Source organism: Micrococcus sp. GPGPB33 (assembly GCF_037853785.1).
GTDB classification, from domain to species: Bacteria; Actinomycetota; Actinomycetes; order Actinomycetales; family Micrococcaceae; genus Micrococcus; species Micrococcus luteus.
This window is the reverse complement of record NZ_JAQMWO010000002.1, coordinates 554,359-570,157: the sequence shown is the minus strand read 5'-3', so window position 1 is coordinate 570,157 and position 15,799 is coordinate 554,359. Positions and strand designations below refer to the sequence as shown.

15 protein-coding genes are annotated in these 15,799 nt (G+C 72.5%); 13 read left to right on the top strand and 2 right to left on the bottom strand.

What is annotated here, in order from left to right:
* Nucleotides 1-126: 126 nt before the first annotated feature.
* The 7 genes from POD19_RS02710 (at nucleotide 127) to POD19_RS02680 (ending at nucleotide 6,725) form a co-directional block, all read left to right on the top strand.
* Entirely contained in the window at nucleotides 127-942 is an 816-nt protein-coding gene (locus tag POD19_RS02710) for a hypothetical protein (RefSeq protein WP_036380841.1), read from the top strand.
* Nucleotides 939-1,406: a phage holin family protein gene (locus POD19_RS02705; RefSeq protein WP_036314802.1), complete on the top strand. Its 468-nt coding sequence runs from the start codon at nucleotides 939-941 to the stop codon at nucleotides 1,404-1,406. The genes POD19_RS02710 and POD19_RS02705 overlap by 4 nt, the downstream gene beginning before the upstream one ends.
* The gene (locus POD19_RS02700; RefSeq protein WP_070708920.1) at nucleotides 1,403-2,101 is read left to right on the top strand and encodes a DUF3618 domain-containing protein; all 699 of its coding nucleotides are present in this window, start codon (nucleotides 1,403-1,405) and stop codon (nucleotides 2,099-2,101) included. Before POD19_RS02705 ends, POD19_RS02700 begins: the two co-directional genes overlap by 4 nt.
* Nucleotides 2,102-2,255: 154 nt before the next feature.
* On the top strand, nucleotides 2,256-3,287 hold the full coding sequence (panC, locus tag POD19_RS02695) for a pantoate--beta-alanine ligase (RefSeq protein WP_070708555.1): 1,032 nt from the start codon (nucleotides 2,256-2,258) through the stop codon (nucleotides 3,285-3,287).
* Nucleotides 3,284-3,982: a DNA-3-methyladenine glycosylase gene (locus tag POD19_RS02690; RefSeq protein ID WP_049146636.1), complete on the top strand. Its 699-nt coding sequence runs from the start codon at nucleotides 3,284-3,286 to the stop codon at nucleotides 3,980-3,982. Before panC ends, POD19_RS02690 begins: the two co-directional genes overlap by 4 nt.
* A 47-nt stretch (nucleotides 3,983-4,029) precedes the next feature.
* A complete protein-coding gene (locus POD19_RS02685) occupies nucleotides 4,030-4,512 on the top strand; it encodes an SRPBCC family protein (protein WP_049146638.1) in 483 nt (160 codons plus the stop codon).
* Nucleotides 4,513-4,661: 149 nt separating this feature from the next.
* Nucleotides 4,662-6,725 carry a M13 family metallopeptidase gene (locus POD19_RS02680; protein ID WP_095347114.1) on the top strand — a complete coding sequence of 688 codons (2,064 nt, stop codon included), beginning with the start codon at nucleotides 4,662-4,664 and terminating at the stop codon, nucleotides 6,723-6,725.
* Between the two features lie 39 nt (nucleotides 6,726-6,764).
* Here the strand turns inward: POD19_RS02680 and POD19_RS02675 are convergent, their stop codons facing one another.
* Nucleotides 6,765-7,274 carry a MarR family winged helix-turn-helix transcriptional regulator gene (locus tag POD19_RS02675; protein WP_036314817.1) on the bottom strand — a complete coding sequence of 170 codons (510 nt, stop codon included), beginning with the start codon at nucleotides 7,272-7,274 and terminating at the stop codon, nucleotides 6,765-6,767.
* Nucleotides 7,267-9,048, bottom strand: coding sequence for an MDR family MFS transporter (locus POD19_RS02670; protein ID WP_240739717.1), 1,782 nt, complete (start codon nucleotides 9,046-9,048; stop codon nucleotides 7,267-7,269). The genes POD19_RS02675 and POD19_RS02670 overlap by 8 nt, the downstream gene beginning before the upstream one ends.
* Before the next feature lie 257 nt (nucleotides 9,049-9,305).
* On the opposite strand from POD19_RS02670, the gene POD19_RS02665 reads away from it, so the two are divergent.
* The 6 genes from POD19_RS02665 (at nucleotide 9,306) to POD19_RS02640 (ending at nucleotide 15,772) form a co-directional block, all read left to right on the top strand.
* Nucleotides 9,306-10,295 carry a 2-hydroxyacid dehydrogenase gene (locus POD19_RS02665; RefSeq protein WP_141843810.1) on the top strand — a complete coding sequence of 330 codons (990 nt, stop codon included), beginning with the start codon at nucleotides 9,306-9,308 and terminating at the stop codon, nucleotides 10,293-10,295.
* Nucleotides 10,296-10,327: 32 nt separating this feature from the next.
* Nucleotides 10,328-11,842 carry a lysine--tRNA ligase gene (gene lysS / locus POD19_RS02660; protein ID WP_136939888.1) on the top strand — a complete coding sequence of 505 codons (1,515 nt, stop codon included), beginning with the start codon at nucleotides 10,328-10,330 and terminating at the stop codon, nucleotides 11,840-11,842.
* Between the two features lies 1 nt (nucleotide 11,843).
* Nucleotides 11,844-12,083 carry a hypothetical protein gene (locus tag POD19_RS02655; RefSeq protein WP_144819155.1) on the top strand — a complete coding sequence of 80 codons (240 nt, stop codon included), beginning with the start codon at nucleotides 11,844-11,846 and terminating at the stop codon, nucleotides 12,081-12,083.
* 164 nt (nucleotides 12,084-12,247) lie between these two features.
* Nucleotides 12,248-12,550, top strand: coding sequence for a histone-like nucleoid-structuring protein Lsr2 (locus POD19_RS02650; protein WP_036314827.1), 303 nt, complete (start codon nucleotides 12,248-12,250; stop codon nucleotides 12,548-12,550).
* Between the two features lie 156 nt (nucleotides 12,551-12,706).
* The gene (locus tag POD19_RS02645; protein WP_070708828.1) at nucleotides 12,707-15,262 is read left to right on the top strand and encodes an ATP-dependent Clp protease ATP-binding subunit; all 2,556 of its coding nucleotides are present in this window, start codon (nucleotides 12,707-12,709) and stop codon (nucleotides 15,260-15,262) included.
* Nucleotides 15,263-15,589: 327 nt separating this feature from the next.
* The gene (locus tag POD19_RS02640) at nucleotides 15,590-15,772 is read left to right on the top strand and encodes an Rv0909 family putative TA system antitoxin (protein WP_041104640.1); all 183 of its coding nucleotides are present in this window, start codon (nucleotides 15,590-15,592) and stop codon (nucleotides 15,770-15,772) included.
* Nucleotides 15,773-15,799 lie beyond the last annotated feature (27 nt).

Genomic DNA, 15,799 nt, shown 5'->3' with positions numbered 1-15,799 from the left:
CCGAGGTCTTCCGGCACGTCCGTCGCGGTGCTTACCTTGGCCCTCAGGACCGGTGGACCCGGTGACGTGGACGGCCAGAAGGGCTGGCCATGAGGGGCCGCCGACCCGGACGAAGGAAGGCACAGCATGACGACGAACACGCCGAAGAACGCCCACGGCTCCTCAGCCGAGGGCCGTGACGCCAAGGACCAGGCGAAGGACAAGGCCCAGCAGGCCGCGGGCGAGGCCCAGGGCCAGGCGAAGGCCGTGGCCCAGGACGCCAAGGACAAGGCCCAGGACCTCGCGGCCACCGCCAAGCACGAGGCCGGCCAGGTGAAGGACGAGGCCGCTGACCAGGTGCAGTCGCTGGTCGGCTCCGCCCAGGAGCAGGTCGGCGCGCAGGTGCAGACCCAGCAGGAGCGGTTCGCGGGCCAGGTGCGCAGCTACACCGACGACCTGCACCGCGTGGTCTCCGGTGAGCAGCCGCAGACCGACCTGGTGCGCCAGGGCGTCGCCTCGGTGGCGGACCGTGCCGAGGCCCTGACGCAGCGCCTGGAGACCGCTTCCCCGCAGGACCTGCTGCAGGACGTGCGCGGCTTCGCCGCTCGCCGTCCGGGCACGTTCCTGGCCCTCGCCCTGGGCGCCGGGCTGGTGGCCGGTCGACTGACGCGCGGCATCCGCGACGCCGCCCAGCCCGACTCCGCCGCCTCCACCTCGCCGCGCCGTCACACGACCCGTCCGGACGCGGTGCACGCGGACGTGACCCCGCACCACCTGGACTCGCAGGCCCCGGCCTACTCGAGCGATTCGCTCTCCCAGGCCGACGGCCGCGTCGCGGACGGCGCCGGGCCCCGCCGCGCGGCCGGCGTCGGGGACACCCCGTATGGCACGCAGGCGCCGGTCCAGCAGGGCCTGACCGCCGAGCGGCCGTTCGACCAGACCCGGCCCGGGGGTGACGCATGAGCACCGCCCACGAACCGTTCCGCGACGCGACGCCGCACTCCGGCGCGCACACCCCGCCGCCCACGCAGGCGGAGTTCCGCGCCGAGCACGAGAGCCTCGGCGAGATGTTCCAGAGCCTGTCGGCCAAGCTGTCGACGCTGGTCAGCCAGGAGATCGCCCTGGCCAAGGCCGAGGCCACCGAGTCCGCGAAGAAGGCCGGCAAGGGGGCGGGGCTGCTGGCCGGCGCCGCCGTCGGCGGCTTCTTCCTGCTGATGTTCCTGTCCCTCGCCCTGATGCACCTGCTCGACGTGTTCCTGCCGATCGGCTGGGCCGCGCTGATCGTGGCCGTGCTGTGGGGCGTCGTGGCGGCCGTGCTGGCCGTGCAGGGCAAGAAGGACATCGAGAAGATCAAGGGTCTGCCGCAGACCCAGGAGACGCTTCAGGAGATCCCCGAGACCCTGAACCCCGCGAAGGAGACGCGATGACCACGAGCAACAACCCCGATGAGATCCGCGCCGACATCGAGCGTACGCGCCGCGAGCTCGGCCAGGACGTGGACGCCCTCGCCGAGAAGGTGAGCCCCACGAAGGCCGTGTCCCGGCAGACCAACCGCATCAAGGACGGCTTCATCCACGCGAAGGAGAACATCATGGGCTCCCCGGAGCAGCACCGCCACGAGTCCTCGCTGGGCGATCGCGCCCACGGGGTGATCGACGACGCCCGGGCCTCCGCGTACGACGCTGCCGGCCAGGCCCAGGACCGCCTGGGCGATGCCGGCGACCGCGTGTCCGAGTGGGCCGACGACGCCCAGCTCGCCCTGCAGCAGGCCCCGGCTCAGCTGCGCGGCCGCACCGCGGGCAACCCGCTGGCCGCCGGGCTGATCGCCTTCGGCGCCGGCCTGCTGCTCAGCTCGCTGATCCCCGCCTCACGCGTGGAGCAGCGCGCCGCGGAGGGCCTCAAGGAGCAGGCCGCCCCGCTGGTGGACGAGGCCAAGCAGGCCGCCCAGCAGCTGCGCGAGGACCTCGAGCCCGCCGCCCGCGAGGCCGCCGGGAGCGTGAAGGAGTCGGCCGCCGAGGCCGCTTCCCACCTCAAGGAGCAGGGCACGGACACGGCGCAGGACCTCAAGGCGGAGTCCCAGGACGCCGCCCGCCAGGTGAAGGACACCGCGAAGGACGCCTGAGCCCGACCCGAGCACGACGCCGGCCGGTCCCGTTGACGGGACCGGCCGGCGTCGCGCATGGTGGGGCCGAATCCGGCCCGCGGCTCAGGCCCTGGACCAGATGCGCGTGGTGAGGCGGAAGTCCTCCCCGAGGCCCCGTGCCTAGACTCGGAGGGTGACCCCTCTCGACCGCGTCCCCGACCAGCGCCCCGTCCCCGCCGGCACCGGCCTCACCCTCGAGGACACTCTCCCCGCTCCCGTGGAGTCCGAGGCCGACGGCGTCCCCGCGCGCCCGCGTCTGGCCCGGACCGTCGCCGAGATGCGCTCCGCTCTCCGTGAGCTCGTCGCCCACGCCACGGACGACGGCGACGCCGAGCCCGTCACCGTCGGCCTGGTCCCCACGATGGGCGCCCTCCACGGCGGCCACGCGGCCCTGGTGCGGCGGGCCCGCGCCGAGAACGACGTCGTCGCGGTCAGCATCTTCGTGAACCCGCTCCAGTTCGGCGATCCGGCCGACCTGGAGCACTACCCGCGCACCCTGGACGCGGACCTGGACCTGCTGGCGGCGGCGGGCGCCGACGTCGTGTTCGCCCCGGACGTGCAGGAGATGTACCCGGGCTACCCGGACGCGCCGATCGTCACCGTCTCCGCCGGCCGCATGGGGGAGGTCCTCGAGGGCGCCTCCCGCCCGGGCCACTTCGACGGCGTGGCCACCGTCGTGGCGAAGCTGTGGAACATCGTGCGCCCGGCCGTGCCGGCCCTGCGCAGCTACTTCGGCCAGAAGGACGCGCAGCAGCTCACCGTCCTGCGCCGCCTGGCCACGGACCTGGACATCGACGTCGACGTCCGCACCGTGCCCATCGTCCGCTCGCCCGAGGGCCTCGCGCTCTCCAGCCGCAACACCCGCCTGGACGCCGCGGGCCTGGAGCACGCGCTCGTCCTCAGCCGCGCGCTGCGCTCCCTGGCCGACGCCGCGGCGGCCGGTGAGCCCGTCGACGTCCAGGCCGCGCGCCGGATGGTCGAGGACGAGCCGGGCGTCGAGCTGGACCACCTCGTGGTGGTGGACCGGGACACCTTCGCCGAGCTCGGTCCGGAGCTGCTGTGCCAGCCGCTGCGCCGCGAGGCCCTCGCCCTCGTGGCCGCGCACGTGCCGCCCGTCCGGCTGATCGACACCATGGTGCTGCCCGTCGCGGGGCCGCTGCCGTGACCCCGGAGCGTCTCGCCGCCGCCTTCGACGGCCCCTCGCCCGCGCTCGCCGCGACGCTGCTGGGGTGCCGGCTGACCGTCGTCGCCCCGGACGGCGCCGTCACCGTGCGGCTGACCGAGACCGAGGCGTACGGGAACGCGGGAGCGGACCCCGGCGCCCACTCGTTCCGCGGCCGCACCGAGCGCAATGCCGCGCTGTTCGGGCCGCCGCGGCGCACGTACGTGTACCTGAACTACGGCATCCACCGCTGCCTGAACCTGGTGGGCCACCCCGAGGGGGAGGCCGGCGGTGTGCTGCTGCGTGCGGCCGAGGTGCTCGCAGGAGGGGACCTCGCGGTGGCCCGCCGTGGCCGGGACACCGGCCCCAAGCTGCTCTCCGGCCCGGGCAACCTCGGCCAGGGCCTCGGCATCACCCTGGAGATGGGCCACGCGCCCGTGGAGATCGTCGCCGCGCCGCCGGAAGTGGCCGACGACGGCGGCACCCCGGCCCGCCTCGCCGCGCCGGCCGCGCCCGCCCGCTTCCTCCTGGCCCCGCCCGCGCCCCGCGATCCGGCCGAGCCGCCGATCGAGGTCGTGACGGGCCCGCGCGTCGGCGTCTCGGGGGAGGGTGGCTCCGTGCGCTTCCCGTGGCGGTTCAGCGTGGCCGGCCACCGCAGCGTGTCCGCGTTCCGGCGTGGCCGCAACGTGCCGGACTGAGCCTCAGACCTTGTCGCCCGCCCCGGCCCCGTGCCTAGGTTGATCTCATGACCGAGATGAACAAGACCGCCCACGGCGAGACCCAGCAGACCGTCACCCGGACCATCGACGCGTCCGCCAAGGACGTGTTCGACTTCCTGACCCTGCCCGCGAACCACGCGAAGTTCGACGGCTCGGGCATGGTGCAGTCGGACGACAAGACCCAGCGCATCCAGAAGGTCGGCGACGTGTTCACCATGAACATGCACGCGGAGCACATGGGTGGCGACTACCAGACCGACAACCACGTGGTCGCCTACGACCCGAACAAGCTGGTCGGCTGGAAGACCGCCCCCGCCGGCACCGAGCCCAAGGGCTGGCAGTGGGTCTACCGGCTCGAGGACAACGGCTCCGGCAGCACGGACGTGTCCCTCACCTACGACTGGACCGCCGTGACCGACCCGGAGCTGCTGGAGAAGAACCTCTTCCCGATGGTCTCCGAGGAGCAGATGGAGGAGTCGCTCGCGAAGCTGGCCGCCGAGGTCGGCTGACCCCCGCCTCCCGACGGCGGCCTCCGGGCCGGCCGTCCCCTCGACGACGGGCACGCACCCGGCCAGGGTGCGGTGCCCGTCGTCGTGTCCGGTGTCACGGCTAGAGTGCCGTGCGAGACCGTCCACCCCCACGTCCAGGAGGATCCGCCGTGACCGCCACCGCCGAGCCCGAAGTCCCGTCGCCGCGCGAGGACCTGTACCGCCACGTCAACGCCGGGTGGCTGGACACCCACGAGATCCCCGCGGACCAGGGCGCCTACGGCGCGTTCCTCGAGCTGCGGGACGCGGCCGAGCTCGCCGTCCGGCACCTGTGCGAGGACGCCGTGCGCGAGGTCGGCACGGGCTTCGATCCCGCCCAGGCGCGCGTGCAGGCCACGGCCGCGGCCGGCGCGCACCGGGACGTCCCGCTCGCCCCGCTGGACGAGGAGGACGCGGAGGGCACGGAGCATCCGGAGCTCAAGCGCCGGATCGCCGCGCTGTACGCCTCGTTCATGGACGACGAGACCGTGGAGGCCCGCGGCCTCGAGCCGATCGCCTCGGACCTGGCGGCGGTGGCCACCGTGTCCACCCCCGCGGAGCTGCTCGCCCTGTCCGGGCGACTGCAGCGCCAGGGCGTCTCCGGCCTCATCAACACCGGCGCCCTCAACGACGCCGGGAACCCGGACCGCATGCTCCTGCACCTGCTCCAGGGCGGCCTGGGCCTGCCGGACGAGTCCTACTACCGGGACGAGGCCTACGCCGAGATCCTCGAGCAGTACACCGAGCACACCGGCCGTCTGCTGGCGCTGGCCGGGATCGGCGCGGACCGGGACGAGGCCGCCGCGCTGGGCGTCCGGGTGGTGGAGCTGGAGAAGCGCATCGCCGCCCTGCACTGGGACCTGGTCCGCAGCCGGGACGCCGTGGCCCGCTACAACCCCATGACCCACGACCGGCTGACGGAGCTCTTCCCCCTGGCCGACGCGTGGCTCGAGGGCGTGGACGCCGCCGGCGAGCGCGCCGCGGAGGTCGTGGTGTGGCAGCCGGACTTCCTCTCCGGTGTGCAGGGGCTGCTCGAGGGACCCGAGGCCGCCGACCTCGAGGACTGGCGTCACTGGCTGATCCTGCAGGTGCTGCGCTCCTTCGCCGGCTTCCTGCCGGACGCGTTCGTGCAGGAGAACTTCTCCTTCTACGGCCGCCGCCTGGCCGGCACCGAGGAGGTCCGCCCCCGCTGGAAGCGCGCGGTCGCGTTCGTCAACGGGGCGGCCGGCGAGGACGTGGCGCAGCTCTACGTGGCCCGCCATTTCCCGCAGGGCCACGTGGCCGCGATGGACGAGCTCGTGGGCCTGCTCCAGGAGGCCTATCGCCGGTCCATCGAGGAGCTCGAGTGGATGGGCGAGGAGACCCGTCAGCGGGCGCTCGAGAAGCTGGCGATGTTCCGCCCCATGGTGGGCTACCCCTCGAAGTGGCTGGACTACTCCGCCCTCGAGGTCCACGCCGGCGACCTGCTGGGCAACGCCCGCTCCTCCTCGGAGCTCGAGTGGGAGCGGGACCTGCGCAAGATCGCGGACGGGCCGGACCCGGAGGAGTGGCACATCACGCCGCAGACGGTGAACGCGTACTACTCCCCGCTCGAGAACGCGATCGTCTTCCCGGCCGCCATCCTGCAGCCCCCGTTCTTCGACCCCGAGGCCTCGATGGCCGCGAACCTGGGGGCGATCGGCGCCGTGATCGGCCACGAGATCGGCCACGGCTTCGACGACCAGGGCTCGCGGTACGACGGCGCCGGTCGGCTCGAGGACTGGTGGACCGAGGAGGACCGCGCGGCGTTCACCGAGCGCACCTCCCGGCTGGTGGCCCAGTACAACGCGCTCTCCCCGGCCGAGGCCCCGGACCACCGCGTCAACGGCGAGTTCACCCTGGGGGAGAACATCGGCGACCTCGGCGGCCTGGGCATCGCCCACCGCGCCTTGGAGATCTGGCGGGACGAGGGCGACGGCGCCTCCCTCGACGCCGCGGCGGGGGACCGCGAGTTCTTCACCGCCTGGGCCACCGTGTGGCGTCAGCTCACGCGACCGGAGGCCATGGTCACCCGCATCGCCTCGGACCCGCACTCGCCCAACGAGTTCCGCTGCAACCAGGTGGTCAAGAACATCGACGCCTTCCACGAGGCGTTCGGCACGCGCGAGGGGGATCCCATGTGGCTGGCCCCGGAGGAGCGCGTCACCATCTGGTGATCCCGCCCGCCGGCCGGGCCCGCGGGTCCGGCCGGCGGCTCACTCGGACTCGGCGGGGTCCTGCATCCGGGTCTGACGCTCGGCGGCCAGCCGGTCCAGCAGGCGCGTCAGCGTCCGGATGTCCTCGCGGTCCCAGCGCGCCAGGTCGTCGCGCAGCCCGCGACCCGCCGGGCCGCCGCGCACCGCGTCGAGGCGGGCGAGCCCCTCGGGGCTGGCGCTCAGGAGGGCGGAGCGGCGGTCCCGCGGGTCCGGCTCTCGGGTGATCAGCCCGGCGGCCTCGAGGTCGCGGACCATGCGGGAGACCTGGGCGCGGTCCACCAGCAGGCCCTCGGCCACGGCCGAGGGCGTCATGGTCCCCTCGTTGGCCAGCATCATGAACGCCTTCATCGCCCCGACGGACAGGGCCGGGCTGAGGGCCGCCGCGTAGCGGACCATCACCTGGCGGTGCTGCAGGACCAGACGCGAGAACGCCTGCTCGAGCCCCTGGACGGCGGCCTCGAAGCCCGCGTCGTCGCCGCCTCTGCCCGGGTCCGGGGCGCCGTCAGCCACGGCGGGCCCGGACCAGCGCGGTGACGACGGCCGCCAGCAGGGCCGTCCCCGCCACGGCCAGCGCCGCGGGGGCGACGGGCCGGCCGGCCACCGGCGACGCCGTCGCCGGGCGCTCGGCCGCCACCGCCCGGGACTCCTCCGGGTCCTCGGCGGGATGCTGCCCCTGCGCCGCGGTCACCACGGGGATCGGACCGGTCGCGGGCAGCGTCTGCATGGCCTCGGCCGTGGCGTGGGTGGCCAGGTCGGCGCGGGTGGCGTGGAGGCGCTCGGAGGTGGTCATGCGACCCAGCGGGATGTTCGGCAGGAACAGGATCGCGATCAGCGCGACGATTGCGAGGGGCACGCCCACGAGGAACGCGTGGGAGATGCCGGTGGCGTAGACGTCCTCGAAGATCGAGCGCAGGCCGTCGGGCATCTCCGCCACGCGTGGCAGGGTGCTGGACTGCAGGCTCTCGGACCACTCGGCGGCGTCCGGGCCCAGGCTGCGCAGGGCCGCGGCGAGGTCCGCGCGGCGCTCCTCGATGCGGTCCGGGACCACGTTGGAGACCACGGCGCCCATCACGGCGACACCGATGCTGCCGCCCAGGGTGCGGAAGAAGGTGACGCCGGAGCTGGCGACGCCCATCTGCCGCGGGTCGGTGGTGTTCTGCACCACGAGCACGAGGTTCTGCATGGTCATGCCGACGCCGGCGCCGAGCAGGAACATGTAGAGGGACACCAGCCAGAAGGAGGTGTCGTAGTGCAGGGTGCCGAGCAGGGCGGTGCCGGCGATCAGCAGGACGGCGCCGATCACGAGCCAGCGCTTCCACACGCCGGTGCGGGTGATGAGGCCGCCGATCACCGTGGAGGACACGAGCAGGCCGAGGATCATCGGGATGGTCATGAGGCCGGCCTGGGTCGGCGTCGCGCCGCGGGCCAGCTGCATGTACTGGGCCAGGTAGACGGAGGAGCCGAACATGGCCAGGCCCGTGGCGATCGAGGCGATCGTCGCGAGGGTGAAGGTGCGGTCGCGGAAGAGGGTGAGCGGGATGAGCGGCTCGGCGACGCGCAGCTCGGTCACGACGAACAGGACGGTGGCGACGGCGGCGCCGCCGAGCATCCACGCGGTGGTGGTGCTGGCCCAGTCGAAGTCGCGGCCGGCGCTGGTGACCCAGATCAGCAGCAGCGCGGTGGCCGCGGTCAGGAACACGATGCCGAGGTAGTCGATGGACACCTTCTGGCGCTCGCGGTGCGGGAGGTGGAGGGTGCGCTGCACCATCACCAGGGCGACGACGGCGAAGGGCACCGCCACGAAGAAGTTCCAGCGCCAGCCCCACAGGTCGGTGATCACGCCGCCGGCGAGCGGGCCGCCCACCGTGGCCACGGCCATCACGGCGCCGAACAGGCCCATGTAGCGGCCGCGCTCACGCGGGCTGATGATGTCCGCCATGATCACCTGGCTGAGCGCGACGAGGCCGCCGCCGCCCAGGCCCTGCACGGTGCGGCAGACGATCAGGAAGGTCGGATCGTGGGTGAACCCGGCCGCCGCGGAGGCGGCGACGAAGATCGCCAGGGCGACCTGGAAGAGGACCTTGCGGTTGACGAGGTCGGCCAGCTTGCCCCAGATCGGGGTGGCGATGGCCGTGGCGAGCAGGGCCGAGGTGATGACCCAGGTGTAGGCGGTCTGGTCGCCGCCGATGTCGTGGATGATCACCGGCATCGAGGTCGAGACCACCGTGTTGGCGATCATCGAGACGAACATGCCCAGCAGGAGGCCGGTCAGGGCCTGGAGCACGGAGCGGTGGCGCGCGGCGTCGGCGGCGGCGCGCTCGAGCGAGGGGCGCCGGCCGGCGCGACGGCCTCGGGGGCGGGGGAGGTTGGGGTCATGGGGTCCTTCGGCGGGAGGGGCGGCGCGGTGATTGACATGAGTCAATGATTGACGAGAGTCAATCATAAGGGGCGTCGGACCGGGCCGCACCCGCCGTCCGCGGTTAGCCTGGTCACGCCGGACGACGCCGCGTCCTCCCCCCGATCCGAGAGTGAGGCCCCGCCGTGACCCCCCGTTTCCTGCTCATGACCCGCCTCCCTGAGCCCGGGCTCGGGATGCTGCGCGAGGCCGGAGAGGTGGTGGACGGCGCCGACGTCGGAGGGGACGCCGCGCTCGCGCGGCTGGTGGCCTCGGGGGACTACGACGTCGTCGTCGCGGCCCTGGACCAGAAGTTCACCGCCGACGTGCTCGCCGACGCGCGGATCAGGGGCATCGCCAACTACGCGGTCGGCTACAACAACGTGGACGTGGCCGCCGCGACGCGGCGGGGGATCGCCGTCGGCAACACCCCGGACGTGCTCACGGACGCCACCGCGGACATCGCGATGCTCCTGATCCTCGGGGTGACCCGCCGTGCCCCCGAGGGCGAGCGGATGGTGCGCGAGGGGCGCTTCCACGGCTGGGCGCCGGACCTGCTCGTGGGCCGGGACGTGCGCGGCGCGACCCTGGGCCTGGCCGGTTTCGGGCGGATCGGCAAGGCGGTGGCCGAGCGCGCGCTCGCCTTCGGCATGGACGTCGTGTTCGCGCCGCGGCCTCCCGCGCACCGGGAGGTGGCGGCCGAGGAGCTCGGCGACCTCGCCGGCCGCGTCCGTCAGGTCCGCTGGGAGGAGCTCGTCGAGGTCGCGGACGTCCTCTCCCTCCACGTGCCCCTGACGGACGACACCCACCACCTCGTGGATGCGGAGGTGATCGCGAAGATGAAGGACGACGCCGTCCTCGTCAACACGGCCCGCGGCCCCGTGGTGGACGAGGCGGCCCTCGTCACCGCCCTGCGCGAGGGGCGGCTCTTCGGCGCCGGTCTGGACGTCTACGAGGACGAGCCCGCCCTCGCCCCGGGCCTGGCCGAGCTGGAGAACGTGATGCTCCTGCCGCATCTGGGCTCCGCCACCCGGGACACCCGCGCCGCGATGGCCGAGCTGGCCGCGCGCAACGCGATCGCCATGGCCACGGGCGCGGAGGTCCCGGCCCTCGTCAACCCCGAGGTGCGCGGCTGACCGGCGGGGCGCCGTCGGTAGACTCGGGAACCGTGACCACCGAGAACTCCGCCTCCGCCGCCGTCGACCACCACGATCAGCAGGCCGTCCGCGCCGCTAAGCGTGAGCAGCTGCTCGCCTCGGGCCGCGAGGCCTACCCCGTGCAGGTGCCGCGCACCCACGCGCTGGCCGAGGTGCGTGAGCGGTTCGACGGCCACGAGCCCGACTGGACCTCGGGCGAGACCGTGTCGGTGACCGGGCGCGTCGTCTTCCTCCGCAACACCGGCAAGCTCTGCTTCGCCACCCTGCAGGAGTCCGGTGCGGACGGGGAGGCCGTCCGCCTCCAGGTCATGGTGTCCCTGGCCGCCGTCGGTGAGGAGTCCCTGGCCGAGTGGAAGAAGGTCGTGGACCTGGGCGACTTCCTCTCCGTCACCGGCGAGGTGATCGTCTCGCGCCGCGGCGAGCTGTCCATCATGGCCTCGGCGTGGGAGATGGCCTCCAAGGCGCTGCGCCCCCTGCCCGTGCTGCACGCGGACCTGAACGAGGAGACCCGCGTCCGCCAGCGCTACGCGGACCTGATCGTGCGCGAGGAGGCCCGCCGCATGGTCTACACCCGGGCCAAGGTCACCTCGGCGGTGCGGCGCACCCTCGAGGGCCACGGCTACGTGGAGGTGGAGACCCCGATGCTCCAGCTGGTCCACGGCGGCGCCCTCGCGCGTCCCTTCGAGACGCACCTCAACGCGTTCGACCAGCCGATGACCCTGCGCATCGCCACCGAGCTGTACCTCAAGCGCGCCGTCGTCGGCGGCATCGACCGCGTGTTCGAGATCGGCCGCGTGTTCCGCAACGAGGGCGTGGACTCGACCCACTCGCCCGAGTTCACCACCCTCGAGTCCTATGAGGCGTGGGCGGACATGCACGTCATGGCCGAGCGCATGCAGGAGATCATCCTCAACGCCGCGGACGCGGTGGGCGCCGGGCGTCGGCTCGAGACCGCGAAGGGCGTCATCGACCTCGACGGCGAGTGGGCCTGGGTCGCCGTGTACCCGGGGCTGTCCGAGGCCGTGGGCCGCGAGATCACCCCGGAGACGGACGCCGAGACGCTGCGGGCGATCGCCGCGGAGCACGAGGTCAAGGTGGACCCCGCGTGGGACGCGGAGAAGCTCGTGATCGAGCTGTTCGGTGAGATCGTGGAGCCCACCCTGATGAACCCCACGTTCGTGTACGACTACCCGCCGGCCGCCCAGCCGCTCGCGCGCCCGCACCGCTCGGAGGACCGGGTCATCGAGGCGTGGGACCTGATCATCGGCGGCATGGAGCGCGGCACCGCGTTCTCCGAGCTGATCGACCCCGTCATCCAGCGCGAGCGCCTGACCGCCCAGTCGGCGATGGCGGCCGCCGGCGACGACGAGGCGATGCAGCTGGACGAGGACTTCCTGCGCGCCCTCGAGTACGGCGCCCCGCCCATGGGCGGCATCGGCCTGGGCATCGACCGCCTGGTGATGCTGTTCACGGACGCCGGCATCCGCGAGACCATCCTCTTCCCGCTGCTCAAGCCGGAGGCCTGACATGGCCGCCTTCTGGGACTACTTCTCCGTCCTCGCCCCCTCGATCGGCCTCGGGCTCATCTTCTGGCTGGTGATGCGCTCCCTGCTGCGTTCGGACACGGGCGAGCGCGAGAGTCAGGCCCGCCGGCTCTCGGGCGCGGACGCGCGGGCGGCCCGCGAGGAGGCCGAGGCCCGTGAGTGGGCGGCCCGACGCCGAGCCGAGGGCCGGCCGGAGGCCGATCCGGAGGACCGCGCCCGCTGAGATTCCTTCCCCGGCGTTGAAGAATCCTTCTGACCGGCTTTGTTGCGGTATTCTTGAATCACCACAAGTGCACGGCCGGAATCGTGAGCACGCGGGAAAGAACCCCGAGAGCGAAGACCGGAACCCAGGGACACGCGCACGAGAGAAGAAAGTGGGAATCACCGTTGGCACAGAAGGTAGAAGTGGTCCTCGTGGATGATCTTGACGGTTCGCCTGCAGATGAGACCGTGAACTTCGCATTGGACGGTCGCAATTACGAGATCGACCTGTCGAAGGAGCACGCTGCGGAACTCCGTGAGTTCCTGAAGCCCTACATGAAGAAGGGCCGCGCCGTGGCGCCGCCGTCGCCCAAGGTCGAGGCCGCCCAGATCCGCAAGTGGGCGGCCGAGAACGGCTACGAGGTCTCGAGCCGGGGCCGTCTGCACCGCGACGTGGTGGAGGCCTACCGCAACGCGAAGCGCAAGTGAGCGCCCCGCCCGGGTGCGTCGAGGAATCGGCGTCCCCGGGCCTCGTTCCGGCCCCTCCCGACGACGGCCGGGCCGCTTCTCCCGCTGGCGAACAGTCGCGCGGCACGCGGCCCGGGTGCGTAGTCTCGACCACGACCGTACGCAAGGAGTGTGCCCATGTTCGAGAGATTCACCGACCGCGCCCGGCGGGTGGTCGTGCTCGCCCAGGAAGAGGCGCGCATGCTCAACCACAGCTACATCGGTACCGAGCACATCCTGCTCGGTCTGATCCACGAGGGTGAGGGCGTCGCAGCCAAGGCACTGGAGTCCATGGACATCTCCCTGGGCGCCGTGCGAGAGAAGGTGCAGGAGGACATCGGCCAGGGTCAGCAGAACCCGCCCGGCCACATCCCCTTCACGCCGCGCGCCAAGAAGGTGCTCGAGCTGTCCCTGCGCGAGGCGCTGCAGCTCGGCCACAACTACATCGGCACCGAGCACATCCTGCTCGGCCTGATCCGCGAGGGTGAGGGCGTGGCCGCCCAGGTCCTCGTGCAGCTCGGCGCGGACCTGAACCGCGTCCGTCAGACGGTCATCCAGCTGCTCTCCGGCTACCAGGGCGGTGCCCAGGGCGGCAAGGAGACCGCCGGCGCCGGGGTGGGCCAGGGTGGCGAGGCCGGCCAGAACGCCGGCTCCGTGGTGCTGGACCAGTTCGGACGCAACCTCACCGCGGCCGCGCACGACGGCAAGCTGGATCCCGTCATCGGGCGTGCGGGCGAGATGGAGCGCGTCATGCAGGTGCTCTCCCGCCGCACCAAGAACAACCCCGTGCTCATCGGCGAGCCCGGCGTCGGCAAGACCGCCGTCGTCGAGGGCCTGGCCCAGGCGATCGACCGCGGCGACGTCCCGGAGACGCTCAGGGACAAGCAGCTCTACTCGCTGGACCTCGGCTCGCTCGTGGCCGGCTCCCGCTACCGCGGCGACTTCGAGGAGCGCCTGAAGAAGGTGCTCAAGGAGATCCGCACGCGCGGGGACATCATCCTGTTCATCGACGAGATCCACACCCTCGTCGGGGCGGGTGCGGCCGAGGGCGCGATCGACGCCGCCAGCATCCTCAAGCCGATGCTGGCCCGCGGTGAGCTGCAGACCATCGGCGCCACCACGCTGGACGAGTACCGCAAGCACATCGAGAAGGACGCCGCGCTCGAGCGCCGCTTCCAGCCGATCCAGGTCGCCGAGCCGTCCGTCGAGGACGCCACGGAGATCCTGCGCGGCCTGCGGGACCGCTACGAGGCGCACCACAAGGTCTCCATCACGGACGGCGCGCTCAAGGCCGCCGCCGGCCTGGCGGACCGCTACGTCTCCGACCGGCACCTGCCGGACAAGGCCATCGACCTGATCGACGAGGCCGGAGCGCGTCTGCGCATCCGTCGCATGACCGTCCCGCCGGAGATCAAGGCCTACGAGTCCCGGATCGCGGAGGTGCGCACCCAGAAGGAGGCCGCCATCGACGGCCAGGACTTCGAGGGCGCCGCCCGCCTGCGGGACCAGGAGCAGCAGCTTGAGGACGAGCGTCGCGAGAAGGAGCAGGCGTGGCGCACCGGCGCGGACGCCGACGTCGCCACGGTGGACGAGGACCTCATCGCCGAGGTGCTCTCCAAGTCCACCGGCATCCCGGTGTTCAAGCTCACCGAGGAGGAGACGGACCGCCTGCGCAACATGGAGGACGAGCTCCACCGCCGCGTGATCGGCCAGGACGAGGCCATCAAGTCCCTGTCCCGCGCCATCCGCCGCACCCGCGCGGGCCTGAAGGACCCGAACCGCCCCTCGGGGTCGTTCATCTTCGCCGGCCCCACCGGCGTCGGCAAGACGGAGCTGGCCAAGTCCCTCGCGGAGTTCCTCTTCGGGGACGAGGACGCGCTCATCACGCTGGACATGTCCGAGTTCCAGGAGAAGCACACCGTCTCGCGTCTGTTCGGCGCCCCTCCCGGCTACGTGGGCTACGAGGAGGGCGGCCAGCTCACCGAGAAGGTCCGCCGCCGTCCGTTCTCCGTGGTGCTGTTCGACGAGGTGGAGAAGGCCCATCAGGACCTCTTCAACTCCCTGCTGCAGATCCTCGAGGACGGTCGCCTGACCGACTCGCAGGGCCGTGTGGTGGACTTCAAGAACACCGTGATCATCATGACCACGAACCTCGGCACCCGGGACATCTCCAAGGGCGTCATGACCGGCTTCCAGTCGTCCACGGACACCACCACCGGGTACGAGCGGATGAAGGGCAAGGTCAAGGAGGAGCTGCGCCAGCACTTCCGCCCCGAGTTCCTCAACCGTGTGGACGACGTGATCGTGTTCCCGCAGCTGCAGAAGCACGAGATCGTGGAGATCGTGGACCTGTTCGTCTCCCGCCTCGGCAAGCGACTGGCGGAGCAGGACCTGTCCATCGAGCTCACCCAGTCCGCCAAGGATCTGCTCGCGGACCGCGGCTACGATCCGGCCATGGGCGCCCGCCCGCTGCGCCGCACCATCCAGCAGATGGTGGAGGACCAGCTCTCGGAGAAGATCCTCTTCGGCGAGATCCCGGCCGGCTCCCTCATCACCGTGGACGCCACGGGCGAGGGGGAGGGCGCCGAGCTGACGTTCGCGTTCTCCGGCGGCCGGGAGGCCCTGGAGGGTGCGGACCTGGCCGAGCTCGAGTCCGGTGCCGGCGATCCGGTGGACGCCGACCGCTCCGTGTGACCTGCGGGGTCTGACCCACGACGCCGGACCGCGCGTCCGGTGGCCACGGCCCGTCGCCCCTCCCCCTCGGGGAGGAGGCGGCGGGCCGTCGTCGTGCCCCCGCGGGGACGCCGGGGCCGAGGTCCGCGACACCGCCGCCGGCATCAAGGACGGCCTCGCGAAGGACCGCTGAACCGGCCCGCCTCCCCGCAGGCGCGAGAGGGGTTCCCTCGCGGCGGGATCGGTGCCACTGTGGTCTGCGACCGCTCGACGGTGGTCCTGTCTCCGCTTCGGCCCGGCACTCGCCGGGACGGCCGCGGAGCAGCCCCGAGAAGAAGGAGGCCGCCCATGGGTATCGGTGACCTGAACAACCTCGCAAACCAGCACTCGGACAAGATCGACGAGGCCGTGGACAACGCTCAGGAGCAGCACGGCGACAAGCTCGGCGAGCACGGCGACACCGTGAACAAGGGTGTCGACGGCGCGCAGGAGAAGTTCCTGTCCGGGGACGAGGGCGAGCAGCAGGCCTGAGCCTGCCGTCGACGCCGCGGGAGCCCC